The sequence below is a fragment of the Pseudomonas sp. PWP3-1b2 genome (assembly GCF_049896045.1).
GTDB lineage: Bacteria > Pseudomonadota > Gammaproteobacteria > Pseudomonadales > Pseudomonadaceae > Aquipseudomonas > Aquipseudomonas antarctica_B.
The window spans coordinates 128,470-155,091 of record NZ_JAFCTN010000008.1 but is presented as its reverse complement, the minus strand read 5'-3'; the positions used below and the strand labels follow the sequence as shown (position 1 = coordinate 155,091).

Sequence of the window (26,622 nt, the reverse complement as noted above, 5' to 3'; positions counted from 1 at the left end):
TTCCCAGACATTAGCAGCGCATCTCGTCTACCGCCACGCTGGCCCCCGCCTGACATGTCGGCTAGCATCGCCCTTTTGCCAAACTGGACTGCCGACCATGAAAATCGTCTCCTTCAATATCAACGGGCTGCGCGCCCGCCCTCATCAGCTGGCGGCGCTGATCGAAAAACACCAGCCGGATGTGATCGGCCTGCAGGAAACCAAGGTCCACGACGACCAGTTCCCGCTGGCCGACGTAGAGGCCTTGGGCTACCACGTTTACTACCACGGCCAAAAAGGTCACTACGGTGTGGCCCTGCTCTCGCGCAAGCCGGCGCTGAGCCTGCACAAAGGTTTTGCCAGCGACGAAGAAGACGCCCAGCGCCGCTTTATCTGGGGCGCCTTCGCGGATGAAAACGGCAACCCCGTCACCATCATGAACGGCTACTTCCCTCAGGGTGAAAGCCGCGACCACCCGACCAAATTCCCGGCCAAGAAACGTTTTTACGAAGATTTGCAGCACCTGCTCGAAAGCCAGTTCAGCAACGATCAGGCGCTGGTGGTGATGGGCGACATCAACATTTCGCCGGAAGACATCGACATTGGCATTGGCGCCGACAATGCCAAGCGTTGGTTGAAGACCGGCAAGTGCAGCTTCCTGCCGGAGGAGCGCGAGTGGATGGCGCGGTTGAAGAACTGGGGGTTGGTGGACAGCTTCCGGCACTTGAACCCGGCAGTGGCCGACCGCTTCAGTTGGTTCGACTACCGCAGCCGCGGGTTTGAAGATGAGCCCAAGCGTGGGTTGCGCATTGATGTGATTCTGACGTCCAACGGGTTGGTGTCGCGGGTCAAGGATGCCGGTGTGGATTACGAATTGCGTGGGCTGGAAAAGCCTTCGGACCATGCGCCGATCTGGCTGGAGCTGAGCTGATCTCACAGCTGATGAGGAAAAAATGTGGGGCAGTCACACTACTGACATGCAACTGACTTAATCTCCCGGCACTCCCTTTGGCTTGAGAAGGTGCCGGCATGAGGCTGCGCGTTCTGTTCCTGCTGACCCTGATTCCCTTCTACGCTGTTTGCGCTCCCCTACCCATTCCCGAGCAAGGCCCGGCATTGCGCATCCAGGGCTCAAACACCATTGGCGCGGCGTTAGGGCCAGCCTTGGTCAAAGGCTTGATGGAGCACCAGGGCCTGCAAGGTGTGTACAGCGAACCGGCTCACGGCACGAACGAGCAACGGGTGGTTGGCAAAACCCGCCAGGGCAAGACCGTGACCATCGAAGTGGCGGCCCACGGTTCGAGCACAGGGTTTGCCGCGCTGAAAAAATCCACGGCTGACCTGGCGGCTTCATCACGGCTGATCAAGGACAGCGAACTGGTCGATCTTGAAGCGCTGGGCGACCTGAAAAGCCCCGAAGCCGAACAGGTGATCGCCATCGACGGCCTGGCGATCATTCTTAACCCACTCAACCCGCTGGACACGCTGAACACCGAGCAATTGGCGCAGATTTTCAACGGCGAAGTCAGCACCTGGGAGCAATTGGGCGGCGTCGGCGGCACCATTCATCTGTATGCGCGGGATGATCAGTCCGGCACCTACGACACCTTCAAGGAATTGGTGCTGCGCCTGCGGGGCAAGCCTCTCACTGCCTCCGCCAAGCGATTCGAATCCAGCGAGGCATTGTCCGATGCCGTCAGCCACGACCCCCAAGGCATCGGCTTTATCGGACTGCCCTATGTACGCCAGGCCAAGGCCGTGGCGATTGTCGACGGCGACTCGCAACCGATGTTGCCGTTGAACAGCCTGATTGCCACCGAGGACTACCCGCTGTCGCGCCGGCTGTTCTTTTACCTGCCACCGTCGAGCCGCGATCCATGGGCCAAGGCGCTGGTTGACTTTACCCAAAGCAGCAAGGGCCAGGCGATTGTGGCGGCGAACGGCTTCATTGCGCAGCAGGTGCAAGCGATAGGCGTGGAGCCGCGTGCGTCAATGCCGGAGGACTATCAAGCCATCGCTCGTGACGCGCAGCGCTTGACGGTGAATTTTCGTTTCGAAGAAGGCAGCGCCAGCCTGGACAACAAGGCACGCCTGGATTTACAGCGGGTGGTGGCGTACTTGAGAAGCCATGACAAGCTCGATAAGCAGGTGACGCTGGTGGGGTTTGGCGATGCCAAGAATGACCCGCAGCGGGCGGCGTTGCTCTCGAAGTTGCGGGCGATGGCGGTGCGTCGGGAGCTGGTCAAGAGCGGCGTGGTGCTGAGGGACATTCGCGGGTTCGGCGCGCAGATGCCGGTGGCGGCAAATACGGCAGATGAGGGGCGGATCAAGAATCGGCGGGTGGAGGTTTGGGTGTACTGAGTTCAAGGATGTGTGTTGTTCATACTGGCCTTATCGCGGGCAAGCCCGCTCCCACATTTGAGCGCATTTTCATGCTGGAACTCGGTCGAGTGTGGGAGCCGGGCTTGCCCGCGATGCGATTTTACTGCCCGCTGCGCAGCAGCTCTTTAGGCACATACTTGCCGATCTCAAACTTGCCGATCGCCGCGCGGTGCACTTCGTCCGGGCCGTCGGCCAGGCGCAGGGTGCGTTGCATGGCGTACATGTAGGCCAGCGGGAAATCGTTGGAAACCCCCGCGCCGCCGTGCATCTGGATTGCGCGGTCAATCACCTTCAATGCCACGTTTGGCGCCACGACCTTGATCTGGGCGATTTCGCTTTTTGCGACTTTGTTACCCACGGTGTCCATCATGTACGCCGCTTTCAGGGTCAGCAGGCGCGCCATGTCGATTTCCATCCGCGAGTCGGCGATCTTGTCGATATTGCCGCCCAAGCGGGCCAACGGTTTGCCGAACGCGGTACGGCTGACGGCGCGTTTGCACATCAGTTCCAATGCCCGTTCGGCCATGCCGACCGAGCGCATGCAGTGGTGAATCCGGCCTGGGCCGAGGCGCCCTTGAGCGATTTCAAAGCCACGGCCTTCGCCGAGCAGGACGTTTTCGTAGGGTACGCGTACGTTGTCGAACAGCACTTCGGCGTGGCCGTGAGGCGCGTCGTCGTAGCCGAACACCGGCAACGGGCGCACGATTTTTACGCCGAGGGTGTCCACCGGCACCAGAATCATCGAGTGTTGCTGGTGGCGCGGTGCGTCCGGGTTGCTCAGGCCCATGAAGATCAGGATCTTGCAGCGCGGGTCGCAGGCGCCGGAGGTCCACCACTTTTTACCGTTGATCACCCACTCGTCGCCCTGGCGCTCGGCGCGGGCGGCCATGTTGGTGGCGTCTGATGACGCCACGTCCGGCTCGGTCATGGCGAACGCCGAGCGGATCTCGCCGCGCAGCAGCGGTTCGAGCCAGCGTTGTTTCTGTTCTTCGTTGGCGTAGCGCACCAGCACTTCCATATTGCCGGTGTCGGGGGCGGAGCAGTTGAACGGTTCAGGGCCGAGCAAGGAGCGCCCCATGATTTCGGCCAGCGGCGCGTATTCGAGGTTGGTCAGGCCGGCGCCCAGCTCGGATTCCGGCAGGAACAGGTTCCACAGGCCCTCGGCTTTGGCGCGGGCTTTAAGCTCCTCCATGATAGCGGTGGGCTGCCAGCGATCACCTTCGTTGACCTGGCGTTCAAACACCGGCTCGGCCGGGTAAACGTAAGCGTCCATGAACGCGGTGACGCGTTCACGCAGTTGCTGAACCTTGGGCGAGTAGGCGAAATCCATGAGCAGCTCCCTTCTTTGAGAGGTTGTTTAGGTCATGCAATCGATGCTAGAACAGCGTTAACCATTTACCTAGCCTATTCTCGGCGTGTATTAACATTCATCACCGATATATGATCGGCGCATGGGCACCTAACAATAAGAGCGCAACGAAATGAATCTGAGCAAGGTCGACCTCAACCTCTTCATCGTCTTTGACGCGATCTATACCGAAGCCAACTTGACCCGCGCCGGGCAGATCGTCGGCATCACCCAGCCCGCCGTGTCGAATGCCCTGGCGCGCCTGCGCGAAACCTTCAACGACCCGCTGTTCGTGCGTACCGCCCAGGGCATGGTGCCCACGCCCATGGCGCAGAACATCATTGGCCCGGTGCGCAACGCCTTGTCGCTGCTGCGCGTGTCGGTGCAGGAAAGCCGGATTTTCAACCCGCAACAGGCCGCCAAGACCTACCGCATCAGCATGACCGACCTCACCGAGGCGGTGATTTTGCCGCTGCTGTTCCAGCGCCTGCGCCGCCTGGCGCCGACGGTGGTGATCGAGAGTTTCCTGTCCAAACGCCGTGAAACCACCAAGGAACTCGCCGCCGGGCGCCTGGATTTTGCCGTGGACGCGCCGCTCAACACCGACCCGCAGGTGCGCCACGTCAAGCTGATGGAAGACCGCTACGTGTGCGCCATGCGCAAGGGCCACCCGATGGCGGGCAAGGACAAGTTCACCCTGGATGACTACCTGTCGCTGACCCATATCCATATCTCCAGCCGCCGCAATGGCCTGGGCCATGTCGACCTGGCGCTGGGCAAGATGGGCATTCAGCGCAAGATCGCCCTGCGTTCCCAGCATTACCTGATGGCGTCGCAAGTGTTGCAACAGACCGACATGGTGATGACCGTGCCCGAGCGCTTCGCCCGCCGTCATGAACTGCACTGGTTCAACCTGCCGGTCAACGACGTGCCGCCGGTGGAAACCCATTTGTACTGGCACGAAAGCACCGATCAAGACCCCGCGAACCGCTGGATGCGTGAGCAGATGATTGAGTTATGCCAACAGGTAACGGCGCACGAGAAGAAGCTGGACGGCAAACAGGCCTGAGCTGTGGTGAGCGGGCCCTCTGTGGCGAGACGGATTTGCGTGGCGAGCGGGCTTGTTGTGGCGAGCGGGCTTGCCCCGCGTTGGGCTGCGTAGCGGCCCCAAAACCAGGCTCCGCGTTTTTGTCTGGAAAAATGGGTTGTGTTTATTGGGGCTGCTGCGCAGCCCAACGCGGGGCAAGCCCGCTCGCCACGACAAGCCTTCTCACACAACAAGCCTGCTCGCCAGCCGTCTTGCGACAACAAGCCATCTACCCTCAAATCCGGCCGTGAGCTTGACGTTCACGTCAACCTGCCATTAGCTTAGCGCCAAGACCTTCTTGAGCGCCCCCATGAGCACGACCTACAGCATTTCCGACCTCGCCCGCGAGCTCGATATCACCACCCGCGCCATACGCTTTTATGAAGAACAAGGCCTGCTGGCCCCGGAGCGTCGGGGCCAGGAGCGCATCTACTCGGCGCGGGACAAGGTCAGCCTCAAGCTGATATTGCGCGGCAAGCGCATCGGTTTTTCCCTGGCCGAGTGCCGCGAGCTGATCGAACTCTACGACCCCACCAGTGGCAACCACATCCAGCTCAACAGCATGCTGGCGAAAATCACCGAGCGCCGTGCGCAGCTTGAGCAGCAGTTGCTGGACATCGAACAGATGAAACTCGAACTGGACACCGCCGAAGAGCGATGCGCCCAGGCCCTCGCCCACACCATGAGCCAGGTTGGCGATTAATCAGAAGGTAACTGCCATGTCCCTCCCCTCACACGTACGCCTGGTGGAAGTCGGCCCGCGCGACGGTTTGCAAAACGAAGCCCAACCTATCAGCGTGGCTGACAAGGTGCAGTTGGTGGACGCCTTGAGCGCTGCGGGCTTGAGTTATATCGAAGTGGGCAGCTTTGTCTCGCCCAAATGGGTGCCGCAAATGGCCGGTTCCGCTGAGGTGTTTGCGCAGATTCAGCGCAAGCCCGGCGTGACCTACGGCGCACTGGCCCCCAACCTGCGCGGTTTTGAAGATGCGCTGGCGGCCGGGGTGAAGGAAGTGGCGGTGTTCGCGGCGGCGTCCGAGGCGTTTTCCCGGCGCAATATCAACTGCTCCATCAGCGAAAGCCTGGAGCGTTTTGCGCCGATCATGGCGGCGGCCAAGCAACACGGCATCAGCGTGCGCGGCTATGTGTCGTGTGTGTTGGGTTGCCCTTACGAAGGTGAGATTGCGCCGGAACAAGTCGCCGCCGTCGCGCGCGAACTGTATGGCATGGGCTGCTACGAGGTTTCCCTGGGCGACACCATTGGCACCGGCACGCCGGGCGCCACGCGACGGTTGTTTGAGGTGGTTGGGGCGCAGGTACCACGGGCAAAGTTGGCCGGTCATTTCCATGACACGTATGGGCAAGCGATCGCCAATATCTACGCCAGCCTGCTCGAAGGTATCAACGTGTTCGACAGCTCTATTGCGGGCCTCGGCGGCTGCCCTTACGCCAAGGGCGCCAGCGGTAACGTCGCCACCGAAGATGTGCTGTACCTGTTGAACGGCCTGGGGATCGACACGGGTATCGACCTGGACGCCTTGATTCGCGCGGGCCAGCAAATCAGCCAGGTGCTCGGCCGCCCGACCGGATCACGTGTTGCCAAAGCGCGTAACGCGGTGTGAGTAGCGCGGCTGTGACAATGTGTTACCGCACGCTTACGTTTCGAGTAACACGGGAACATATTTTGTCGAATTTGCTGAAGGCCGTGACGCGCTAAAAATACAAATCATTGATTTTAAAGGTATTTAAAAAGTTGGCACGGCTTCTGCTATCTCTATTGCATAACAAGAATAAAAAGCACCAAGCCTAATAAAAATAAGACGAAACGACTCTGACATAACAAAAACAACACGGCAGAGACGCAGCTAACAGATTTTTTTGAAGAAGATGTGCTTCGCAGGGTACGGCGTGCCGAAACCCGCAACCGGTTAGAGAAAAATAAAACTACCTCAGGTAGCTACCACGGGTTGGATCGTTAACGAAGTTGCAGATCAGCGTTCAAAAAAATACGTTTGCTCTTGACCCCGCATGGGGGTCGCCAAAAACAGCGGTAAAGGGTAACGGTTGCCAAAAACAACAATAGACCGCCCCTCAATAATAAAAAAAGAGCACGCAACGACACATTAAAGGGGACCCTCGGGTCCCCTTTGTGCTTTCTGCCTGACACTCAGCTGTTCAAACTTCGGGGGCCTGGTGTTGTCGGTCGGATTGGGTTCGCAGCTCTTCGATCGAAATCTCGCGCATGCGAAATTTCTGAATCTTGCCCGTCACCGTCATCGGAAACTCTTCCACAAATTTGAAATGCTTGGGCGTCTTGAAGTGCGCAATGCGGCCCTTGCACCAGGTTTGCAGGTCCAGCTCATTCGCCACATGCCCCGGGTGAAATTTGACCCAGGCGACGATCTCTTCGCCATAACGCGCGTCCGGAATGCCAATGATCTGCACATCCGCCACCGCCGGGTGAGTGAAGAAAAACTCCTCGAGTTCACGCGGGTACACGTTCTCGCCGCCACGAATAATCATGTCCTTGTTGCGCCCGGCAATGCACACGTAGCCGTGCGCATCCATGGTCGCCAAGTCGCCGGTGTGCATCCAGCCAGCGTCGTCGATGGCGTCGCGGGTGCCTTCGGGGTTGTTCCAGTAGCCGAGCATTACGCTGTAGCCACGTGTGCACAACTCGCCGATTTCACCTCGCGCCACGGTATTGCCGTCGGTATCGACGATCTTGTTTTCCAGCTGCGGCTGGGTGCGCCCGACGGTGGTGACGCGGCGGTCAAGGTCGTCATCCGCGCCGGTCTGCAGTGACACCGGGCTGGTTTCGGTCATGCCATAGGCGATCTGCACTTCGCCCATGTGCAACTCGCTGATGACCCGGCGCATCACTTCGATGGGGCACGTGGCACCGGCCATGATGCCGGTGCGCAGGGTGGCGAGGTCGAACTCGCCGCGACGCGGGTGATCAAGCATCGCGATAAACATGGTCGGTACGCCGTACAGGCCGGTGGCGCGCTCTTCGGCGACGGCGGTGAGGGTCAGCAGCGGGTCGAAACCGTCATTCGGATAAATCATGGTGGTGCCGTGGGTAATGCACCCCAGATTGCCCATCACCATGCCAAAACAGTGGTAGAGCGGCACTGGAATCACTAGCCGATCCTGCGCGGTGAGGCCCAGGCTTTCGCCGACCATGTAACCGTTGTTGAGGATGTTGTGGTGACTGAGAGTGGCGCCCTTGGGGAAGCCGGTGGTGCCGGAGGTGTACTGAATATTGACGGCTTGATCGAAATGCAGGCTGGTTTCGCGGCGGTGCAATTGCTCGGGCGGGACGCCTGCACCGAGAGCCGCGAGTTCCGACCAGGGCAAGAATCCGGCTGGCGGGCTGGGGTCGAGGCTGATGATGGCACGCAGGTCGGGCTTCAGCTCCTGCAACATGGCGTGGTAGTCCGAGGTCTTGAATGACCCGGCACACACCAGCCATTGGCAACCCGATTGCTTGAGCACGTATTCCAGCTCGCTGCTGCGATAGGCCGGGTTGATGTTGACCAGAATCACCCCGAGCTTGGCGCTGGCGATCTGGCTGATACACCATTCGGCGCAGTTGGGTGCCCAGATACCCAGGCGGTCACCGGTTTGCATCCCAAGGGCCATAAACGCACGGGCGTGCAGGTCAACGGCCTCGGCCAGTTGCCGCCAGGTGTAGCGAAGGTGCTGATGGCGCACCACCAGGGCCTCGCCATCCGGGACTTGCGCGACGGTTTTATCGAAGGCTTGGCCAATGGTCATGGCCAGCAAGGTCTTGTCCTGAGAGCCACGGCTGTAGCTCTGATTCGGTTGATCCATAACGACCCCTTTTGTCTTTTTTGTAAGGTGGACGGCGGTTGCTTGACGTAAACGTAAACTACGATTGACAGCTTCGCAACGCAAGCTTACGTTAACGTAAAGGTGAGCGCCCTCCTCCGGCGCCGTCCACACAAAAACAAAAGCTCACATTAAGGTGCCTGTCCATGAGTTACCCGTCCCTGAACTTCGCCCTCGGCGAAACCATCGACATGCTGCGCGACCAGGTGCAGCACTTCGTGGCCAAGGAAATTGCCCCGCGCGCGGCACAAATCGACATCGACAACCTGTTCCCCGCCGACCTGTGGCGCAAGTTCGGTGACATGGGCCTGCTCGGCATCACCGTGCCGGAAGAATACGGCGGCGCGGGTCTGGGCTATCTGGCCCATGTGGTGGCGATGGAAGAAATCAGCCGCGGTTCGGCGTCAGTGGCGTTGTCCTACGGCGCTCACTCCAACCTTTGTGTGAACCAGATCAACCGCAACGGCAGCCACGAACAGAAACTCAAGTACCTGCCGAAGCTGATCAGCGGTGAGCATGTCGGCGCCCTGGCCATGAGCGAACCGAATGCCGGTTCCGACGTGGTGTCGATGAAACTGCGCGCCGACAAGCGCGGCGATTGCTACGTGCTCAACGGCAGCAAAACCTGGATCACCAACGGTCCTGACGCCAGCACCTATGTGATTTACGCCAAGACTGACCTGGAAAAAGGCGCCCACGGCATCACCGCGTTTATCGTCGAGCGCGACTGGAAAGGCTTCAGCCGCAGCAACAAGTTCGACAAGCTGGGCATGCGCGGCTCCAACACCTGCGAGCTGTTTTTCGATGACGTTGAAGTGCCCGAAGAAAACATCCTCGGCCTGCTCAACGGCGGCGTGAAAGTGCTGATGAGCGGCCTCGATTACGAGCGCGTGGTGCTCTCCGGCGGCCCGACCGGCATCATGCAGGCCTGTATGGACCTCATCGTGCCCTACATCCACGACCGTAAACAGTTCGGCCAGAGCATCGGCGAATTTCAGCTGATCCAGGGCAAAGTCGCCGACATGTACACCCAACTCAATGCCAGCCGCGCCTACCTGTATGCGGTGGCCCAGGCCTGCGAGCGTGGCGAAACCACGCGCAAGGACGCGGCCGGGGTGATTCTTTACAGCGCCGAACGCGCCACACAAATGGCCCTCGACGCCATCCAGATTCTCGGCGGCAACGGCTACATCAACGAATTCCCCGCCGGGCGCCTGCTGCGTGATGCCAAGCTGTATGAAATTGGCGCCGGTACCAGTGAGATTCGCCGGATGCTGATCGGTCGCGAACTCTTCAACGAAACCCGCTGAAGGAGCGCGCCATGGCCACCTTGCACACCCAACTCAACCCGCGCTCGGCGGAGTTTGCCGCCAACAGCGCGGCCATGCGCCAGCAGGTCGACGCCCTGCACACGCTGCTCGCCCATGTGGCCCAAGGCGGCGGCACGAAAGCCCAGGAGCGCCACACCTCGCGCGGCAAACTGCTGCCCCGCGAGCGCATCAACCGCCTGCTCGACCCGGGCTCGGCGTTTCTTGAACTCAGCCAATTGGCGGCTTATCAGGTGTACGGCGAAGACGTGCCCGCTGCCGGTGTGATTGCCGGGATCGGCCGTGTGGAGGGCGTCGAATGCATGATCGTCGCCAACGACGCTACGGTGAAAGGCGGTTCCTATTACCCGCTCACGGTGAAAAAACACCTGCGCGCCCAGACCATCGCCGAGCAGAACCGCCTGCCGTGCATCTACCTGGTGGACTCCGGCGGCGCCAACCTGCCGCGTCAGGATGAGGTGTTCCCGGACCGCGAGCACTTTGGGCGGATCTTCTTCAACCAGGCCAACATGAGCGCCCAGGGCATTCCTCAGATTGCCGTGGTGATGGGCTCGTGCACCGCCGGTGGCGCCTATGTGCCGGCCATGGCGGACGAGGCGATCATGGTGCGCGAGCAAGCGACCATCTTTCTCGCCGGGCCGCCTCTGGTGAAAGCCGCGACCGGCGAAGTGGTCAGCGCCGAAGACCTCGGCGGTGCCGACGTGCACTGCAAGATCTCCGGCGTGGCCGACCACTATGCCGACAGCGACGAACACGCCCTGGCCCTGGCCCGGCGCAGTGTGGCCAACCTCAATTGGCGCAAACGCGGTGAGTTGCTGCAACGCACGCCCGTGGCGCCGCTGTACGGCAGTGAGGAGCTTTACGGGGTGATCCCGGCCGATGCCAAGCAGCCGTTTGATGTGCGCGAAGTGATCGCGCGACTGGTGGACGGTTCGGTGTTCGATGAGTTCAAGGCGCTGTTTGGCACCACGCTGGTGTGTGGGTTTGCGCACTTGCACGGCTACCCGATTGCGATCCTGGGCAACAACGGCATTTTGTTCGCCGAGGCCGCGCAGAAAGGCGCGCACTTTATCGAGCTGGCCTGCCAGCGCGGGATTCCCCTGCTGTTCCTGCAGAACATCACCGGCTTTATGGTCGGCCAGAAGTACGAAGCCGGCGGCATCGCCAAGCACGGCGCCAAACTGGTGACCGCAGTAGCCTGCGCCAAGGTGCCGAAATTCACCGTGATCATCGGCGGCAGCTTTGGTGCCGGTAATTACGGCATGTGCGGGCGCGCCTATGACCCGCGTTTTTTGTGGATGTGGCCGAACGCGCGCATCGGTGTGATGGGCGCCGAACAGGCCGCAGGCGTGCTGGTGCAGGTCAAGCGCGAGCAGGCTGAGCGCGCGGGCGTCGGCTTCAGCGACGAGGAAGAAACCGCGATCAAGCAACCGATCCTCGATCAGTACGAAACCCAGGGCCACCCCTACTATTCCAGCGCGCGCTTGTGGGACGACGGTGTGATTGACCCACAACAGACCCGCGACGTGCTGGCCCTGGCCTTGTCCGCTTCGCTGAATGCCCCCATCGAGCCGAGCCGCTTCGGCGTGTTCCGCATGTAAATGGAGCCCTACCCATGAGCGATTTCAACACCCTCGAACTGATCACCGACAGCCGTGGTTTTGCCACCCTGTGGCTCAGTCGTGAAGCCAAGAACAACGCGTTCAACGCCCAGATGATCCGTGAACTGATCATCGCCCTCGACCACGTACAGGGCGATGCCTCGCTGCGTTTTCTGGTACTGCGCGGGCGCGGCAAACACTTCAGCGCCGGGGCCGATCTGGCCTGGATGCAGCAGTCAGCCGAACTCGACTATCACACCAACCTGGACGACGCCCGCGAGCTGGCCGAGCTGATGTACAACCTGGCCAAACTGAAGATTCCGACCCTGGCCGTGGTGCAAGGCGCAGCCTACGGCGGCGCGTTGGGCTTGATCAGTTGCTGCGACATGGCGATTGGCGCCGATGACGCGCAGTTCTGCTTGTCGGAAGTGCGCATTGGCCTGGCGCCGGCGGTAATCAGCCCGTTTGTGGTCAAGGCCATCGGCGAACGTGCGGCTCGCCGTTATGCCCTGACCGCCGAACGTTTTGGCGGCCAGCGTGCGCGGGAAATCGGTTTGCTGGCAGAGAGTTATCCGGCTACCGAACTGGATCTACAGGTGGAACTGTGGGTCGCCAACCTGCTGCAAAACAGCCCGGCGGCGATGCGTTCAAGCAAAGACTTGCTGCGCGAAGTCGGCAACGGCGCCCTCACCCCGGCCCTGCGCCGCTATTGCGAAAATGCCATCGCCCGAATTCGCGTGAGCCCCGAGGGCCAGGAAGGTTTGCGCGCTTTCCTGCAAAAACGCCCGTCCAGCTGGCAAGCCCAGGAGCCACGTTCATGAGCACACATTTGACCACCGTGCTGGTGGCCAACCGCGGCGAAATCGCCTGTCGGGTGATGCGCACGGCCAAGGCCATGGGCCTGACCACTGTGGCCGTGCACAGCGCTACCGACCGCGATGCACGGCATAGCCGCGAGGCGGATATTCGGGTGGATTTGGGTGGCAGCAAAGCCACTGAGAGTTACCTGCAAATCGACAAAATCATCGCAGCCGCCCAGGCCAGCGGCGCCCAGGCGATCCACCCGGGGTATGGTTTCCTGTCGGAAAACGCAGGCTTTGCCCGTGCCATTGAAGCCGCAGGGTTGATCTTCCTCGGCCCGCCCGCCTCGGCGATCGACGCCATGGGCAGCAAATCGGCCGCCAAGTCGTTGATGGAAATCGCCGGCGTACCGCTGGTGCCGGGCTATCACGGCGAAGCTCAGGACCTGGAAACCTTCCGCGCCGCCTGCGAGCGTATTGGCTACCCGGTGTTACTGAAAGCCACGGCCGGTGGCGGCGGCAAGGGCATGAAGGTGGTCGAAGACGTCAGCCAACTGGCCGAAGCCCTGGCCTCGGCCCAGCGTGAGGCGCTGTCGTCGTTCGGCAATGGGCAGATGCTGGTGGAGAAATACCTGCTCAAGCCGCGCCATGTGGAGATCCAGGTATTTGCCGATCAGCATGGCCATTGCCTCTACCTGAATGAGCGCGATTGCTCGATTCAGCGGCGTCATCAGAAAGTCGTGGAAGAAGCACCCGCGCCCGGTTTGAGCGTTGAGCAGCGCAAGGCCATGGGCGAAGCTGCCGTGCGAGCGGCCCAGGCCATCGGGTATGTAGGCGCGGGGACGGTGGAGTTTTTGCTGGACGCGCGTGGCGAATTTTTCTTTATGGAAATGAACACACGGCTACAGGTGGAGCATCCGGTGACCGAGGCGATTACCGGCCTCGACCTGGTGGCCTGGCAGATTCGTGTCGCGCAAGGTGAGGCGCTGCCGATCACTCAGGAACAAGTGCCGCTGATTGGGCATGCGATTGAAGTGCGTCTGTATGCCGAAGACCCCGCGAATGATTTCCTGCCCGCCACCGGGCACTTGGCGCTGTACCGGCAATCGGCACCCGGCCCAGGCCGTCGCGTGGACAGTGGTGTGGAGCAAGGCGACGTGGTTTCGCCGTTCTATGACCCCATGCTCGGCAAGTTGATTGCGTGGGGCGAGGACCGTGAACAGGCGCGCCTGCGCTTGCTGAGCATGCTGGATGAATTTGCGGTGGGCGGGCTCAAGACCAACCTGGGCTTTTTGCGCAGGATCATCGGGCACCCGGCGTTTGCGGCGGCTGAATTGGATACCGGTTTTATTCCGCGCTATCAGGATGAGCTGTTGCCAGTCGCCGGGGAGTTGAGCGATGAATTCTGGCAGGCGGCGGGCTCGGCATTTATGCAGAGTTTGCCGGCCGGTGAAGGGCCATGGGCGGATACGCGAGGTTTTCGCGCGGGGTTGCCTGCCCAGGTTTCGCTGCACCTGAGCTGCGCCGGGCAGCACCGATTGGTGACGCTGGACGGCGGCGCTGCACACTGGCAGGGCGAACAGTTGGTGATCGAAACACACGGCGTACGGCGTGCCCATCTCGCCGTGCGCAGCGAAGGCGCGGTGTATCTGCGCTGGGACGGCGAAGTGCACGCCGTCAGCCTGTTTGACCCGATTGCGGCGGTCGAAGCCAACGGCTCCCATCAAGGCGGCCTCACGGCGCCCATGAACGGCAGCATCGTCAGGGTGTTGGTGGAGGTGGGTCAAGCGGTCGAAGCCGGCACGCAATTGGTGGTGCTGGAGGCGATGAAGATGGAGCACAGCATCCGCGCGCCGCACGCCGGGGTCGTTAAAGCGCTGTTTTGCCAGGAAGGCGAAATGGTTGCCGAAGGCAGTGCGCTGGTCGAGCTTGAAGCGGCGGACTAAAACTTCGCCGTGGCTTGCACCACGACGCCGAGGATTCGGCAGTCGTCGGTGAACAACAGTTTGGGAAACGTTGGATTGAGCGGCACCAGGTAGCGCTGGCCGCTCTCTTCCATCAATTGGCGAAAGGTCGCGTGAGGACTGTCGGCCCATTGAGCGATCACCAGTTTGCCGGGTTCGGCGTCGATGGCCGGGTCTACCAGAATCATCATGCCTGCGCCGATGCTAAGGCCGCTGGGCGCGGTCATGGCGTCCCCCGTCACGGGCAGCCAGAAGGCTTCGCCCCGGGCGTGGTAATCGGTTAACTCAAACCGCGCAGCACCGTAGGCGGGGCGTTCTTCGCGTATTTCGCACACGCCTTTCCAGTCGCTGACCGGGTAGCGGAAATACGGGTTGTAGTGTTGTTGCGGCGCAGGTGCCTCCTCAGCCCGCTCGCGGATCTGCAGGGTGACTTCCAGGTAACCCAGACCCAACTCAGCGAGTACCCGGTTCATGTCGGCCAGGCTCGGCACACGGCGCTTGTTCAGCCAATGGCCCACCCCGCCCTGGGACATGCCCAGGCGCTCGGCCAGTTTGTCTTGCGTGACCTTGCGGTCTTTCATGTTGGCTCTCACCAACGCTATCCAGTTATCCATGGGGCCTGACAATACGTTGCGTACTTTTCAGGGCAATAAACAGTTTGTAGTAATCCATAAAAGGACATAAATACGATACGTACTATCATCGGTTCTATGGTTTTCGACACCCCACCAGAGTACCGACCCTTATGACGATGAGCCCGTGTCTCCTTAACGAAACAGCTGATAACGATGAACTCCACGGCATGCGCAGCAGCGGTGCTGCCAGACGCGCGCTGGATTATTACTTGAAAGAAGATGTGTCAGCGCCAGTGCCGGACGACTGTTTTTTCGATATCAAGCCCGGCATCAGCCATGAAGACGCCTTGATCCACGCCTCGGACCTGTTGCGCAGTGCAGCCGCCACCGCGTACGAGTCGGCGAGCAACCATAAAGGCAATCAGCGTGACCTGGCGTTCTCAGTGGTGTATTTGATTGATATGGCGAAAGCGATGGTGGAGCGTTCGTTGCAGGCGCCAGCCACACATCAGGCAAACGCATAGCAGGCACAACGAAAAATATTTCTATCTCACAGATAAAAACATTTGACTTGCAAATGATAATGATTATTATTGGACTCAGCTGATCGCGAGATCAGTCGATAGACCAAGAGACCTTAGGTCGGACTCTTGGAATATCTCCTCATCAGGCTAATCACGGTTTTTGACCCGGCTCTTTGGCCGGGTCTTTTTTTTGCCAGTGTTCCTGGCTTGGCTTCAGGCTAATGAAGACTGTGTGTTGCTCGATGGCGCGCATGGTAGCAAATGACCATCTCCAAAAGAAAGCCGAACCAACGCTCTAGCCCGGATCTTTGCGAATTAGCGCTTGAGAATCAATCGCATAGATTCTAAGCTGCCGTCGCGTCAAGGACGACGCCCCCTTCCCCGTGCAACATTTTTGCATCAAGATTTTGCCTGACTCCTGTGTAAGATAACCGCCACAACACTCATATTCAGGCAACCAGACTATGACCGTGGCCTTGACCTCCATCAAGATCAGCACCGACTTCGACAGCGGCAACATCCAGGTCCTGGATGCCAGTGATGCCTACCAATTGCTGCTGGCAATCAAACCCGATACCCGCAGCCCACACTTCCAATGGTTTCACTTCAAGGCCGAAGGCATGCACGTGGGCCACACCCACAGCTTCCGCCTGAGCAACGCGAGCCAGTCGTCCTATAAAAACGCCTGGAGCGGCTATAACGCCGTGGCATCCTACGACCATATCAACTGGTTCCGCGTGCCCACGCGCTTTGATGGCGAGACACTGCACATCAGCCTGCAAACCCGCGAAAAACACGCCTGGTTCGCCTACTTCGAACCTTACAGCCGTGAGCGTCACGACTGGCTGATCGAGCAAGCCATTCACCGCGCCGGCGCCGAATTGCTCGCCATCGGCAAAAGCGCCGAGGGCCGTGATATCCAATTGCTGCGTCGCGGCAAAGGCGCCGAAGGCCAGCGCAAGGTGTGGATCATCGCCCAGCAACACCCCGGCGAGCACATGGCCGAATGGTTTATGGAGGGCATCATCGAGCGCCTGCAACAGGACGGTGACGCGCAGCTGAAAAAACTGTTGTCCGTTGCTGACCTCTACCTGATACCCAACATGAACCCCGACGGTGCTTTCCACGGCCACCTGCGCACCAACGCCATGGGCCAGGACCTTAACCGTGCCTGGCAGAGCGCCAGCGAGGAAATCAGCCCTGAAGTGCTGTTCGCTCAACAGCAGATGGACACGTATGGCGTCGACCTGTTTCTCGATATCCACGGTGACGAAGAAATCCCCTACGTGTTCACCGCAGGCCGTGAAGGCAACCCGGGCTACACCCCCCGTATCGAGGCGCTGGAAAAACACTTCCGCGGCCATTTGAGCGCCCTGACCCGCGACTTCCAGACCACCTACGGCTACCCCCGCGATTTGCCGGGTGAGGCAATCATGACCAAAGCCTGCAACGCCGTTGGAGAAAAGTATGACTGCCTGTCGTTGACACTGGAGATGCCTTTTAAAGACAACGACGACGCGCCCAACCCTCACACCGGATGGTCAGGCAAACGTTCGATGCAGTTGGGCAAGGACGTATTGAGCAGCGTGGCGGATATCGTCACATTCCTGCGCTGACTCCACCTCCAGCCAGGCGCAGCCCCTGTGGTGAGCGAGCTTGCTCGCTCACCACAAAACCGGGCTCAGTCCTTGGTGCCAGCCATGCTCTGCAGCACACCGTCCCGCCGAATCAGCCCATGGAACAACGCCGCCGCCAGGTGCATCAGCACTGTCAGGAACAGCAGATAGGCGAGATAACCATGGGCCTTGCGTAACACCGCAAACAACGGCGCATTCGCCCCCACCAGCGCCGGCAATTGCACCGTACTGCTGAGCATCACCGGATCACCGGCCGCTGAGATCATCGCCCAGCCCAGCAGTGGCAGCACCAGCATCAGCGCGTAGAGCAGCACATGCGAAGCCTTGGCCGCCAACGCTTGCCAAAGTGGCAAATCGGCGGGTAACGGCGGTTGCCGCGTGGAAAAGCGCACGATCAGCCGCACGATCACCAACGCCAGAATCGCGATGCCCAGTGGCTTGTGCAGGTGAATCAACCATTCATGCCGCTCCGAAACCGATGCCGCCATGCCCGCACCGATAAACAGCATGGCGATGATCATCAGCGCCATCAGCCAGTGCAGCAGCCGCGCCAAAGGAGCGAAAAACCGAGGTTGAGCATTCATGGCTTCGACTCCTGAGGGGCACTGTGCAGTGGGCTGACTTCACCCGCGCGACGCACGTACGAACTGGCATAGGCGGCCGAGCGCGCGGCCAGCAACGGGTCGTTTGAAGCTTCGATGCCACCCGGCAGAATCAACGGGTCAAAGTTGATATCGCGGCAATCGCCGTTCGCTTGCGGCTGGCCGCTTTGCAACACCAGGGTGCCCGCGTTCAGCACCTTGTGCTCACCGGTCCAGGGCTTGCTGGCGTCGTCCAGCGGGTCGCCGGGGTTGGCCAGGGTCATGTTCATCTGCCAACGCAGCGGGCCTGCGGTCAGGCGCTGCAGCAAATCTTTTTCGAGAAAGTCGTTGCCGGACGGCGCGGTGTCACCCGCTGCGTCCTGGCTCTGCGGGACCACGCCCCACCGCACGGCCTGGCGCTTGCCGTCAGCACCCACCAGGAAAAACGCGTTGATGCCGTTGTAGGTCTCCGTCGCATAGCTGGCCGACGGCTTGGCGGTTTTGACCCAGGCCAGGAACGGCGCCGCCTCCGGATGGGAGGCAAAAAACGCCGGCATGTTCGCCGGGTTCGGCTTGCCGGTGGCCGGGTCTGGCGCGCCGGCCTTGAGCAGTTGGTAGAACGCTTCGGGGGTGCCTACCGGGAATACCGGCATGCTGTTCATGCCCGTGCGCCACTGCTGGCCGTTGGCCTGGCTGAATTGCAGGGCCAGACTGCGGATCGGCACACTGCTGTCCGGCGCGTAAGGGTTGCCGCTGGGCAAGGCAAAGCGACCGATCACCGGGGTTTTCGCCTCGCTGAATACTTGGGCGCTGGAGTACGCACGCGCCTCGGGGCTACTCTCGAAGTAGCCGGCCACGCACACACCCTTGGCGTGGTTGCGGCGAAACCCAGGGTGTATGCCGTTACTGGTTTCCAGGGCATTGACCAGGGTTTTGGGGCGCAGGCGTTGTGGGTCGAGCGTGCCGTTGACGTAGGCAAATGCCCCGGCAACAACCGCAACCACGGCACCAATCCCGGCGAGGCGCGCGATCAGGCTCGCAGTGCTCAACGGAGAACGGGGCGGTGATGAGTGATCTACCATCAAGTGACTCCAGGGCCAGAGGCCTTAGGGGGTGAAACATAAGGTCGGAAGATTAAGACGAACGCCGATCAGCTCTATTCCAGGCCCTTGCGTTTATTTTTCAGGAAAAGGAATAACCTTCAACGCCAGACGTCTCTCTAGTCCCAGCGTAGTGAACAGTCAGCCGACCATGCATGAACTCGACGAACAGTTACGTGAACTCATCCCCAGGTTGCGGCGCTTTGCCGTGTCCCTGACCCGTAACGCCAGCAGCGCCGACGATTTGGTGCAGTCGACCCTGGAACGGGCGATCATCAGCTGGGCCGACAAACGCATCGAAGGCGACCTGCGCGCCTGGCTATTCTCGATCCTTTATCGGCAGTTTCTCGACGCCCACCGTCGCAGCCGGCGCTATGCACGCATGCTCGAATTTTTCACCGGCCGTGACGACGCACAACCCTCGGTCGAACGCACCGTGATGGCCCAATCGGCCCTGCAAGCCTTCGATCAACTCAATACCGAGCAGCGTGCGCTGCTGCTGTGGGTGTCGGTTGAAGGCTTGAGCTACAAAGAAGTCGCAGAAATCCTCGACGTGCCCATCGGCACCGTGATGTCGCGCCTCTCCCGTGCGCGCCAAGCCTTGCGTCAACTCAGCGATGGCGAAATTACCAGCCCTTCCCTGCGGATACTCAAATGATCAGCCTTCCCCCCAGCGAACGCGATTTGCATGCCTACGTCGACCACCAACTGCTGGAGAGTGATCGTCGCGTGCTTGAAACCTGGTTGGCCGCCCACCCCGATACCGCCGCCCAGGTGCAGGCATGGCAACAGGATGCGCACCTTTTGCGCGCGTCATTGAGCGGCGCCCTGCAACAACCGGCCAACCCCAACCTCGACCCGGCGCTGATTCGCCAGCGCATCAAGCATCAATCACGTCGCCACTTCGCCACGGCAGCCGTACTGCTGATCGCCGTCAGCCTCGGTGGTATCGGCGGCTGGCATGCCCGCGAGGTCACCCAGGCGCCGATGCTGCCGATGGCCGATGCCATGCAAGCGTTCCGTCTGTTTGCCCAGGACGGCATCATGCCTGCCGATTACAACGTGCAAAATGGCGGCACCATGCAAGCCTGGCTGGACCGCTATTTCAATCAGGCGCATCGCCTGCCAGACCTGAGCCAGTCGGGCTTCAAACCGGTGAGCGGGCGCCTGCTCACCACTGAGCAAGGCGCCGCTGCCATGGTCTTGTACGAAGACCCGCAAGGTCGGCGCATCAGTTTCTACATCCGCCCACCGGGCCCGGAAAACGGCTTCCTGCCCCGTGGTCGGCGCAGTGCCGACGGCTTGCAGGCCGAGTACTGGTCCGGCGCTGGCTACAACTATGCAGTGGTCAGCCCGGTGGGCCAGCCGACCACGCAGATGCTGAAGTTCTAAAACCCCACATCCAGCACCACGTTGTCCAGGTAGGTACCGCCTGGCGGCGTGGTCTGGTCGGTGTAGATTTTGGCGTTGTAGTTGAACACCTGGCTGCCGATGCCCAGGCCGTTGCCGGGGTTGACCTCGGCGGTGCTGCTGGCACGTCGCGCTGCGCCCACGCTGCCCCAGCGCGTGGTACCGGCACTTTTGAAAATGTCGTAGGCCAAATAATTAGTGCCCGAGATCATGCGCCTGCGCCCGCCCACGCTGACCGGGTTCTGGCCATCGCTCAACCCCACGCTGTAGGCGCTGCCCTTGGTGCAACTGATGTTGATGGTCTGGCCGGTGACAGGGGTAAAGCCGCTCACCACCGGCGCGCTGCCAAAGCTGATATTCGGCGCGGTGATCTGGCAATCGTTGGTAACGGTCATGCTGACCGTCAACGACGACGTGCCTGAGCCGATATCACGTCCTGCGCAGATGCCACCGATACCAATCCCGGAGCAGTAGTTCCAGTTCCAGGCAATGCTCAACGTTTCGGTGTACAGGCCCGCCGCCACGTTACTGCCGGTGATACTGCTCAAATACAGCGGCAGGGTTTTCGCTCCCGGCCCGGACACCAGCCCGATAATTTGAGCGATGCCGCTGGCTGAGCCGAAATCAAACTGCGTGTTGCGCGTGATCGGGTAACTGGTGGTGTTGTTTGCGTACAGCGTGTAACCGATCACATCCCCCGTCGGGCCGACCATTCCGCCTTGGGGCGAGCCGGTCACCGTGGCGTAAAAGTGGTCACTGGACACCAGCAGCGAAATCAATGTGGCGGTGCAGCGCAACCCTGCGTTGGTGGTCGAACTGGCCTGCGCAGCGGTGCGTACCGTCATCGAACTGATCGAGCCAAAACTGGCCGGCGACGTCGTGACCACCGAGCAAAGCGCCATGGCCTGGCCCGAAAACAGCAGCCCCACGAGATACAGCAATCCTTTGCCCTTCACCCGCCTACTCCTTTCTCAGCCTTTCACTGGCACACCAACGGCCCGATCAGGGGCACGTCCTGTTGCTGTTCATCAATATCGAATGTCGTCTGGCAGGTTCGCCCTTCACCCAGGGTGACCTGCAGCGTGTTGTGCGCGCTGAGGTTTTCCAGGTACACCAGGCCGTCCCAGCCGACCACCGCTTGGGTGTTGCTCTGTTCGTGGACCACCAGGCTGCCCAGGGGCAACTCCTGGTGCGCGCTGTCTACCAGCGTGATGCTCGCGGCCAGTACCCGGCGCAAAGGAAACTCCAGCAAATACCCGCTGCCCCGGCGTACCGACACGCGTTGCTCCACATTCGGGCTCTGCACATTCGGCGGCAGGTTCAGCGGGTCGATTTCATATTTGGCGCGGTAATAGGCACTGCTCCACGGCACCAGCAATTTGCCGTTGCGGTTGGTCTGGCCTACCAGCTGGTTTTCGTAGCGCACCGGAATGCCGGCAAACCCCTGGGTGCTCACCACCACAAACGCGTCGTTGATACGGTTGGCGGCAAATGTGTCGCCGCCCATCCACACCAGCGAGCCACTGGCATCTGCCCAGCGCGTTTGCGCGTCGCTGCTGCCGTACACGCCGGCCTGCAACTGCACCGATTGCAGGCGCCAGGTCAGGTCAGCCTGGCGGTAAGTCGGCCCGTCGCCCTGGGCATAGCCGAGGTTGTAACCCACCCCGCCGTCACTCGGCACCGCGCTGCTGTAGTTGACGCGCTGTCGACTCGCGCCGTCCTTGCTGCGCTCGCTGCTCAAGGCCAGGCTGCCATTGATGTCGAAGGGAATGACCAATTGCGCTTGCATGGCCCAGTTGCTGTCGCCGATCTCGCGGTTGGCCGACAGGTAAAAGCTGGTGTTGTGCCACAGCGGCTTGCTCCAGCTGAGGTTGAGCAGACGCGTGCGCGAATCGTCCGCCGCCTGCACGTCAAAATAGCCGAAGCCCAGGCTGCCGAAACGCTCCAGGTTAAGGCTCAGCGTGACCTGTTCACTGCGCTTGCTGAGGCTGGCGTAAGGCGTGTCGACCAGGGTCAGGTCGGCGTATTCGTCGCGCCGCTGAACCCGTTGATACGACAGGCTGTAGCGTGAGCTGTTGTACTGATACCCCAGGCTCAACTGCTGGCCGGTACGGCCGTCGAACTGGCTTTGACTGACGGCCGTGTTGAGCACGCCAAAGTTACCCAGCCGCAGGTTGGCGCCCAGCCCGCCCAGGGTCAGGTCGCTGGAGGCTTCGGCATGGCTTTCCAGGGTGAGTGAGTCGGAATAGCCGTAGCGAAACGTGCCACTGGCAACGCCCGGGCCGTAGCCGAAGTCGCGCACGGTGTAATCACGGCGCAACGTGCCGGCTGCCACCGAAAAATCACTCAGGCCGTGTTGCAGCAACGTGCTCGTCACGTAGAACGGCACCGTGGTGGATACCTGGCGCCCGAGCGCGTCCGTGGTCACCACCACCGCTTCACCGGCACCATTGATAAACGGGATATTGGTCAGGGTGTAAGGCCCCGGTTGCAGCAGCGCGCTTTCGGATTTGTAGCCGTTGATAAACAGGTCCACCGAGGACGGCACTGCCGCTTCGCCGGCAAATTGCGGTAACGGGTAAGTGACCAGGTCCGGGCGCACTGCAAAATCCCGGGACAATTGCACCCCGCCCAGGCGCACCGAGCTGCTCCAGGGCAATGACCCACTGATCACGTCGCCCGCCTCGTACGTCAGCAACCGCTCGTCATCGGAAAAACGCCAGGTGGTGTCGTAGCGCCGATAGCCGTTATTGAGCGTGCTGTCGCTGACCCCGCCAACCAGGGTTTGCCGGTACTGCCCGGTATTGGACAAGGTGCCCCAGTTGTCGAACAGGCGCACCTCGTTCCAGGCGGCGAGGTAGCTGCCACCTTCGTCCGTGTCGTTGAAATATACGTCATAGTTGAGCAAGGCGCCGAAGCTGCTCATCGCCTGGGTGCGCGGGTAGGTGTTGCGGTTGCCGATAAACTGTTCCTGCAGCCACGACGGCGGCACATCCACCAACAGGCGCTGACCGTTGCTGTCGTAGTCGCTGTGCAGGCCGGGGACCTTGTCCAAAGCGATGCTGCCGCTGAGGTCGCCGGGCAGTTTCATGCCCACGTCCTGCAGTGCGCTCGCCGGTACGTAAAGTTGCCCGGCGCGCTGGTCCACCGCAATCACCCGGCCAGTGTCCATACTGTTGACCACCAGCTCCAGAAACAGCTGTGCATCGGCGACTGCCTCCATACTGCTCGGGGGCGGCGGGAGGTCGCCAGCCACGACCGGAAGCGCGATCATTGCGCCCCACAGCCCGCTCACCACTGCCACCGCCGGCCACTTACAACGAGCCCGACCACGACTCCATGGCATTGCGTCCTTCAATGGACATCTCCATCCTGTCAAAACCGGGTTTCACCCCGCCCCACTCCAAACCCTGTTATCGCTTCGGCGCCAGGCTCTCCAACTGTGGTGCGCCGTTGATGCGGACCTGCAACGGTTGATCGGCGGATACCGCGTCCGGCACCGGCCAGCGCATGGTCGCGCCCGGCAGCACGTAACCGAGCAAACCGTCCACCAGAGGGCGGGGTTGCCCACCCTGCCTGAACGAGGCGTCAGTCAGGCGCGCGTGCACCGCGCCCTGATTGCGTACTTCAATGTAGGAGCGCCCGGCCACCGTGACTTTTTTCCAACTCAGGTCTGGCTTGCCGGCGCCTTTGGGGTCGCGTTGACGCGTCGCGTCGTCCTTGCTCCAAAGGCCCGCGCCGTAGGCAAACAGCGGCACCGAATAGCGCATCTGAAAGCGAATGGCCGCGGCGGTGTTCTTGCCTTCCGGCGGCGGCGGCACCTGAATCGCCGACGGTATTTCATCGATGATGATGCGATACGCCAGTTCCTGCCCCGGCGGCACTTCGCGGGTGCGCGTCAGCCGTACAAGCTGCTTTTGCCCCGGCTCGATCTTCGCCACTGGCGGGCTGCCGATCACATCCCGCTGGTTCTGGTACTGCTCGTCAAAACCGCTTTGGCTCCAGGCAAACACGCGAATCTGCAGGCTGGCGGTCTCGGTGCCACGGTTTTCCAGCCACAGTGCACTGGCCTGTTGGTCGGCCTCCAGCACCGGATCGATCGGCCAGATCAGCACCGAACTGGCCGCTTGCACAACCCCTGCGCTACACGCGGCACACAAGGCCATACCCGCGGCCCACAGCCGCCGGGAAGTTGAACGCATAAACCCACTCCTTATACCCATAGCCCTACCACGTCAGCTGCACCTGCAGCGTGTCGCTGTACGTTCCCCCAGGCTGGTTGCCCGGTAACTGCACCCGTCCGTAAATCGGCAGGCTGATGTTATTTGCATCGCTGTAGGCCACGTTGACGCTCTGACTGATCCCCAGGCTCTGACTGAACGCCGCATCGCGAAACAATTGATAAGCCACCCGCGCACTGCCGCTATTGAGCTGCAAATTACGCTCGGTGCTGTTATGCAGGCCGCCGTTGACGCTCATGCTCAAGGTCACGCCCGGCGTGCACTGCAAGGTCACCCCGCCGGTCAGCGCGGCTGTAACGGTGCCGGTTGCCAGTGCCGAATGACTGCCGTAGGCCAGCGCCCCGTAGTTGGAGGCGCCGCCCACAATCAGGCAGCCCGGCGTCACAGTCGCGCTCACTTGAAAGCTCTGGCTGGTCACCGCCGACAACGGCAGCGGCACGGCCAGGCCGCACACCAGCATTGCTCTTGCCACCAAACGGTTCATGGCTTCAGAACGTCAGTTCAACGGCCACGGTGTCGGTGTAGGTGCCCGCCGGCAGCCCCGCCTTGCCCACCGCCCGCCCATACAGGTTCACGCTCTGCGCCACGCCGGTACTGGCAGCCAGGGTGATCACGCCGTCGATGGCCAGGAGCGCCGAATGCCCGCTGTCGGTGTAAAAGTCATAGGGCACAAAGTTGCCCGCACCGTCGGCCAGAGCCCGCGTGCCGCCTGGGGAAGCATTGTCATGCGCCCCGGCGCGCACCTTGATGGTGGGCGTGGTGCCCGCCGAGCACAGCACCGACAGCGCGCCGCCGGTACCGGTGCCGCCGAGCAGTTGGGCATCGGCGTTGGTGAAAAGGCTGTTGGTGGTACCGAAGTTCAAGCTACCGAAGTTCAGCCCGGTGGCCGCCCCGGAGCCGTTGACCTGGCAGCTGGCAATCAACGTCATGGTCGAGCTGATCTGCCCGGTCACAGTGGTCGCCGCATTGAGGCTGGAGGCCATTGCCAGGCCCAGTGCGCAAACGCCGAGTCGAGATGCAAGTGTGTGCATGATGTAGGTCCTTTTAATTTACCAGTCCAGAGTCACTGTCAAGGTGTCGGTGTAGATCCCTGCAGGCAGGGCCGTCGTATTGGCCACCACGGCGCCCCACACCGGGATGGTCATTTGTTTGCCATCGCTGGCAAAAAAACTGTGTTGCTGGTCGATGCTGTACGGAATTCGCCCGAGCGGGTCGGCCATCAGTTGATAAGGGATCATCTGCCGCCCGTTGCTCAAACGCCGGGTGGTGCCCGCCGCGTTGGTGCCGCCGTCAATGGTCACGGTGAAGCTGGCAACTGTCGGGTTGCACGCCACCGAAAGTGGCGCGTTATCAGTGGCCGAGAGACCTGCTGCCAGGGTGTTGGTCCAGGTCGGTCCCTGGCTGCCAAAATAAAGCATGGCCGTGCCGCCAGTCGGGCCTACCGGCGCCGTTTCAATGTTCTTGGTCACCTCACAACTGGCGGTGATCACCATGCTCGCCTGGATGAACCCGCTGGCGACCGCCCCACGGGCGCTCGGCGAAAGCAGCAACGCGCTGCTCATGGCCAGCACGGCCAGCGCGCGGCTCACCATGTGATCGTGACCTTGAGCAGGTCGGAGTAACGGCCGACGGCGGGAATGTCTTTGAGGGGTTCGATGCGGCCATAGAGCGGCAAATCGACGGAGCCGGAATCCGGCACGCGGCCGCTGACGGGCACATTCACCGGCAACGGAATCAAGCGTGCGGCGTCGGCGTAGATGCGATAGGGAATGGGTTTGCTGGAAGGGGTGGCGGCGCTCAGGTAGCGCACCTCGCCCACGCCGCCGTGCAGGCCGCCGTCAACGCGCATTTGATAAGGGGTGTCGGGGTTACATTCCAGGCGCGGCTGGCGCTGGCTGATCAAGGCCGCACTCAGCGGCCCGGCCGGGTCATCCAGACGCGGGCCGCTGCCAAAATCCAATACGCCCAGCTGCTCGATGCCGGCGCTGCGGGTGGTGCCCACCAACTGGCAGCCCCGCTGCACGTCGATGCGCACCACCACCTGGAGCTGCGCAGCATCAACCGTACCGCAGAGCATCGCGCCCATGACTGCCAATACCGCTCGTCCCTTCACTGCCCCAATTCCTTATACAGGGGTGACTCCTGTTTATGAGATTAGCCATTAAGAAGGAAACTGCCAGTCGGTAAGGGACTACACCTGCACCATGCCTTTT

At 61.3% G+C, this 26,622-nt stretch carries 25 protein-coding genes; 13 read left to right on the top strand and 12 right to left on the bottom strand.

The features are described from left to right. Positions 1 to 97: 97 nt before the first annotated feature. Entirely contained in the window at positions 98 to 910 is an 813-nt protein-coding gene (gene xthA, locus ACP7A2_RS08255; protein ID WP_426133821.1) for an exodeoxyribonuclease III, read from the top strand. 98 nt (positions 911 to 1,008) lie between these two features. Further along, positions 1,009 to 2,340: a substrate-binding domain-containing protein gene (locus tag ACP7A2_RS08250; protein WP_426133820.1), complete on the top strand. Its 1,332-nt coding sequence runs from the start codon at positions 1,009 to 1,011 to the stop codon at positions 2,338 to 2,340. Between the two features lie 121 nt (positions 2,341 to 2,461). Here ACP7A2_RS08250 and ACP7A2_RS08245 read toward each other — a convergent pair whose 3' ends face one another. Continuing rightward, positions 2,462 to 3,691, bottom strand: a complete 1,230-nt coding sequence (locus tag ACP7A2_RS08245) for an acyl-CoA dehydrogenase (RefSeq protein WP_426133819.1) — start codon at positions 3,689 to 3,691, stop codon at positions 2,462 to 2,464. Positions 3,692 to 3,842: 151 nt separating this feature from the next. Between ACP7A2_RS08245 and ACP7A2_RS08240 the strand changes: the two genes are divergently transcribed. From ACP7A2_RS08240 to ACP7A2_RS08230, 3 genes are all read left to right on the top strand, one after another. Further along, positions 3,843 to 4,778: a LysR family transcriptional regulator gene (locus ACP7A2_RS08240; RefSeq protein ID WP_017136514.1), complete on the top strand. Its 936-nt coding sequence runs from the start codon at positions 3,843 to 3,845 to the stop codon at positions 4,776 to 4,778. Between the two features lie 328 nt (positions 4,779 to 5,106). Further along, positions 5,107 to 5,499 carry a MerR family transcriptional regulator gene (locus ACP7A2_RS08235; protein WP_426133818.1) on the top strand — a complete coding sequence of 131 codons (393 nt, stop codon included), beginning with the start codon at positions 5,107 to 5,109 and terminating at the stop codon, positions 5,497 to 5,499. 16 nt (positions 5,500 to 5,515) lie between these two features. Next, the gene (locus ACP7A2_RS08230) at positions 5,516 to 6,415 is read left to right on the top strand and encodes a hydroxymethylglutaryl-CoA lyase (protein ID WP_426133817.1); all 900 of its coding nucleotides are present in this window, start codon (positions 5,516 to 5,518) and stop codon (positions 6,413 to 6,415) included. A gap of 553 nt (positions 6,416 to 6,968) precedes the next feature. On the opposite strand, the gene ACP7A2_RS08225 is transcribed toward ACP7A2_RS08230, so the two are convergent. After that, complete coding sequence (locus ACP7A2_RS08225; RefSeq protein WP_426133816.1) at positions 6,969 to 8,630, bottom strand: AMP-binding protein; 1,662 nt, start codon at positions 8,628 to 8,630, stop codon at positions 6,969 to 6,971. 164 nt (positions 8,631 to 8,794) lie between these two features. Between ACP7A2_RS08225 and ACP7A2_RS08220 the strand changes: the two genes are divergently transcribed. From ACP7A2_RS08220 to ACP7A2_RS08205, 4 genes are read left to right on the top strand one after another with little or no spacing between them, the layout of a single operon-like run. Beyond that, on the top strand, positions 8,795 to 9,958 hold the full coding sequence (locus tag ACP7A2_RS08220; RefSeq protein WP_348057087.1) for an isovaleryl-CoA dehydrogenase: 1,164 nt from the start codon (positions 8,795 to 8,797) through the stop codon (positions 9,956 to 9,958). A gap of 11 nt (positions 9,959 to 9,969) precedes the next feature. Then, positions 9,970 to 11,577 (top strand): carboxyl transferase domain-containing protein, encoded by a 1,608-nt coding sequence (locus ACP7A2_RS08215; protein WP_426133815.1) that lies wholly within the window; start codon positions 9,970 to 9,972, stop codon positions 11,575 to 11,577. 14 nt (positions 11,578 to 11,591) lie between these two features. After that, positions 11,592 to 12,398: a gamma-carboxygeranoyl-CoA hydratase gene (locus tag ACP7A2_RS08210; RefSeq protein ID WP_375066664.1), complete on the top strand. Its 807-nt coding sequence runs from the start codon at positions 11,592 to 11,594 to the stop codon at positions 12,396 to 12,398. Next, entirely contained in the window at positions 12,395 to 14,323 is a 1,929-nt protein-coding gene (locus tag ACP7A2_RS08205; RefSeq protein ID WP_426133814.1) for an acetyl/propionyl/methylcrotonyl-CoA carboxylase subunit alpha, read from the top strand. Before ACP7A2_RS08210 ends, ACP7A2_RS08205 begins: the two co-directional genes overlap by 4 nt. Here the strand turns inward: ACP7A2_RS08205 and ACP7A2_RS08200 are convergent. After that, entirely contained in the window at positions 14,320 to 14,955 is a 636-nt protein-coding gene (locus ACP7A2_RS08200) for a LexA family protein (protein ID WP_426133813.1), read from the bottom strand. The two genes, ACP7A2_RS08205 and ACP7A2_RS08200, sit on opposite strands and share 4 nt — an antisense overlap. A gap of 131 nt (positions 14,956 to 15,086) precedes the next feature. Between ACP7A2_RS08200 and ACP7A2_RS08195 the strand changes: the two genes are divergently transcribed. After that, positions 15,087 to 15,440 (top strand): DUF6124 family protein, encoded by a 354-nt coding sequence (locus ACP7A2_RS08195; RefSeq protein ID WP_426133812.1) that lies wholly within the window; start codon positions 15,087 to 15,089, stop codon positions 15,438 to 15,440. A 464-nt stretch (positions 15,441 to 15,904) separates the two neighbouring features. Next, positions 15,905 to 17,056, top strand: coding sequence for a M14 family metallopeptidase (locus ACP7A2_RS08190; protein WP_426133811.1), 1,152 nt, complete (start codon positions 15,905 to 15,907; stop codon positions 17,054 to 17,056). A gap of 65 nt (positions 17,057 to 17,121) precedes the next feature. Here the strand turns inward: ACP7A2_RS08190 and ACP7A2_RS08185 are convergent, their stop codons facing one another. Beyond that, positions 17,122 to 17,661: a cytochrome b gene (locus ACP7A2_RS08185; protein ID WP_426133810.1), complete on the bottom strand. Its 540-nt coding sequence runs from the start codon at positions 17,659 to 17,661 to the stop codon at positions 17,122 to 17,124. Further along, positions 17,658 to 18,740 (bottom strand): catalase family peroxidase, encoded by a 1,083-nt coding sequence (locus ACP7A2_RS08180; RefSeq protein WP_426133809.1) that lies wholly within the window; start codon positions 18,738 to 18,740, stop codon positions 17,658 to 17,660. The genes ACP7A2_RS08185 and ACP7A2_RS08180 overlap by 4 nt, the downstream gene beginning before the upstream one ends. Before the next feature lie 169 nt (positions 18,741 to 18,909). Between ACP7A2_RS08180 and ACP7A2_RS08175 the strand changes: the two genes are divergently transcribed. Together ACP7A2_RS08175 and ACP7A2_RS08170 are read left to right on the top strand one after the other, a co-directional pair. Continuing rightward, on the top strand, positions 18,910 to 19,416 hold the full coding sequence (locus ACP7A2_RS08175) for a sigma-70 family RNA polymerase sigma factor (RefSeq protein WP_348057101.1): 507 nt from the start codon (positions 18,910 to 18,912) through the stop codon (positions 19,414 to 19,416). Continuing rightward, a complete protein-coding gene (locus tag ACP7A2_RS08170) occupies positions 19,413 to 20,150 on the top strand; it encodes an anti-sigma factor family protein (protein ID WP_426133808.1) in 738 nt (245 codons plus the stop codon). Before ACP7A2_RS08175 ends, ACP7A2_RS08170 begins: the two co-directional genes overlap by 4 nt. On the opposite strand, the gene ACP7A2_RS08165 is transcribed toward ACP7A2_RS08170, so the two are convergent. The 7 genes from ACP7A2_RS08165 to ACP7A2_RS08135 form a co-directional block, all read right to left on the bottom strand. Then, a complete protein-coding gene (locus ACP7A2_RS08165; protein ID WP_426133826.1) occupies positions 20,147 to 21,070 on the bottom strand; it encodes a Csu type fimbrial protein in 924 nt (307 codons plus the stop codon). The genes ACP7A2_RS08170 and ACP7A2_RS08165 overlap by 4 nt on opposite strands. A gap of 77 nt (positions 21,071 to 21,147) precedes the next feature. Further along, positions 21,148 to 23,514, bottom strand: coding sequence for a fimbria/pilus outer membrane usher protein (locus tag ACP7A2_RS08160; protein WP_426133807.1), 2,367 nt, complete (start codon positions 23,512 to 23,514; stop codon positions 21,148 to 21,150). A gap of 67 nt (positions 23,515 to 23,581) precedes the next feature. Next, on the bottom strand, positions 23,582 to 24,370 hold the full coding sequence (locus ACP7A2_RS08155; protein WP_426133806.1) for a fimbrial biogenesis chaperone: 789 nt from the start codon (positions 24,368 to 24,370) through the stop codon (positions 23,582 to 23,584). Positions 24,371 to 24,395: 25 nt separating this feature from the next. After that, positions 24,396 to 24,893, bottom strand: a complete 498-nt coding sequence (locus ACP7A2_RS08150; protein ID WP_426133805.1) for a Csu type fimbrial protein — start codon at positions 24,891 to 24,893, stop codon at positions 24,396 to 24,398. Between the two features lie 4 nt (positions 24,894 to 24,897). Then, the gene (locus ACP7A2_RS08145) at positions 24,898 to 25,440 is read right to left on the bottom strand and encodes a Csu type fimbrial protein (RefSeq protein WP_426133804.1); all 543 of its coding nucleotides are present in this window, start codon (positions 25,438 to 25,440) and stop codon (positions 24,898 to 24,900) included. Between the two features lie 18 nt (positions 25,441 to 25,458). Then, on the bottom strand, positions 25,459 to 26,001 hold the full coding sequence (locus tag ACP7A2_RS08140; RefSeq protein ID WP_426133803.1) for a Csu type fimbrial protein: 543 nt from the start codon (positions 25,999 to 26,001) through the stop codon (positions 25,459 to 25,461). Next, entirely contained in the window at positions 25,995 to 26,495 is a 501-nt protein-coding gene (locus ACP7A2_RS08135; protein WP_426133825.1) for a Csu type fimbrial protein, read from the bottom strand. The genes ACP7A2_RS08140 and ACP7A2_RS08135 overlap by 7 nt, the downstream gene beginning before the upstream one ends. Between the last annotated feature and the right edge of the window lie 127 nt (positions 26,496 to 26,622).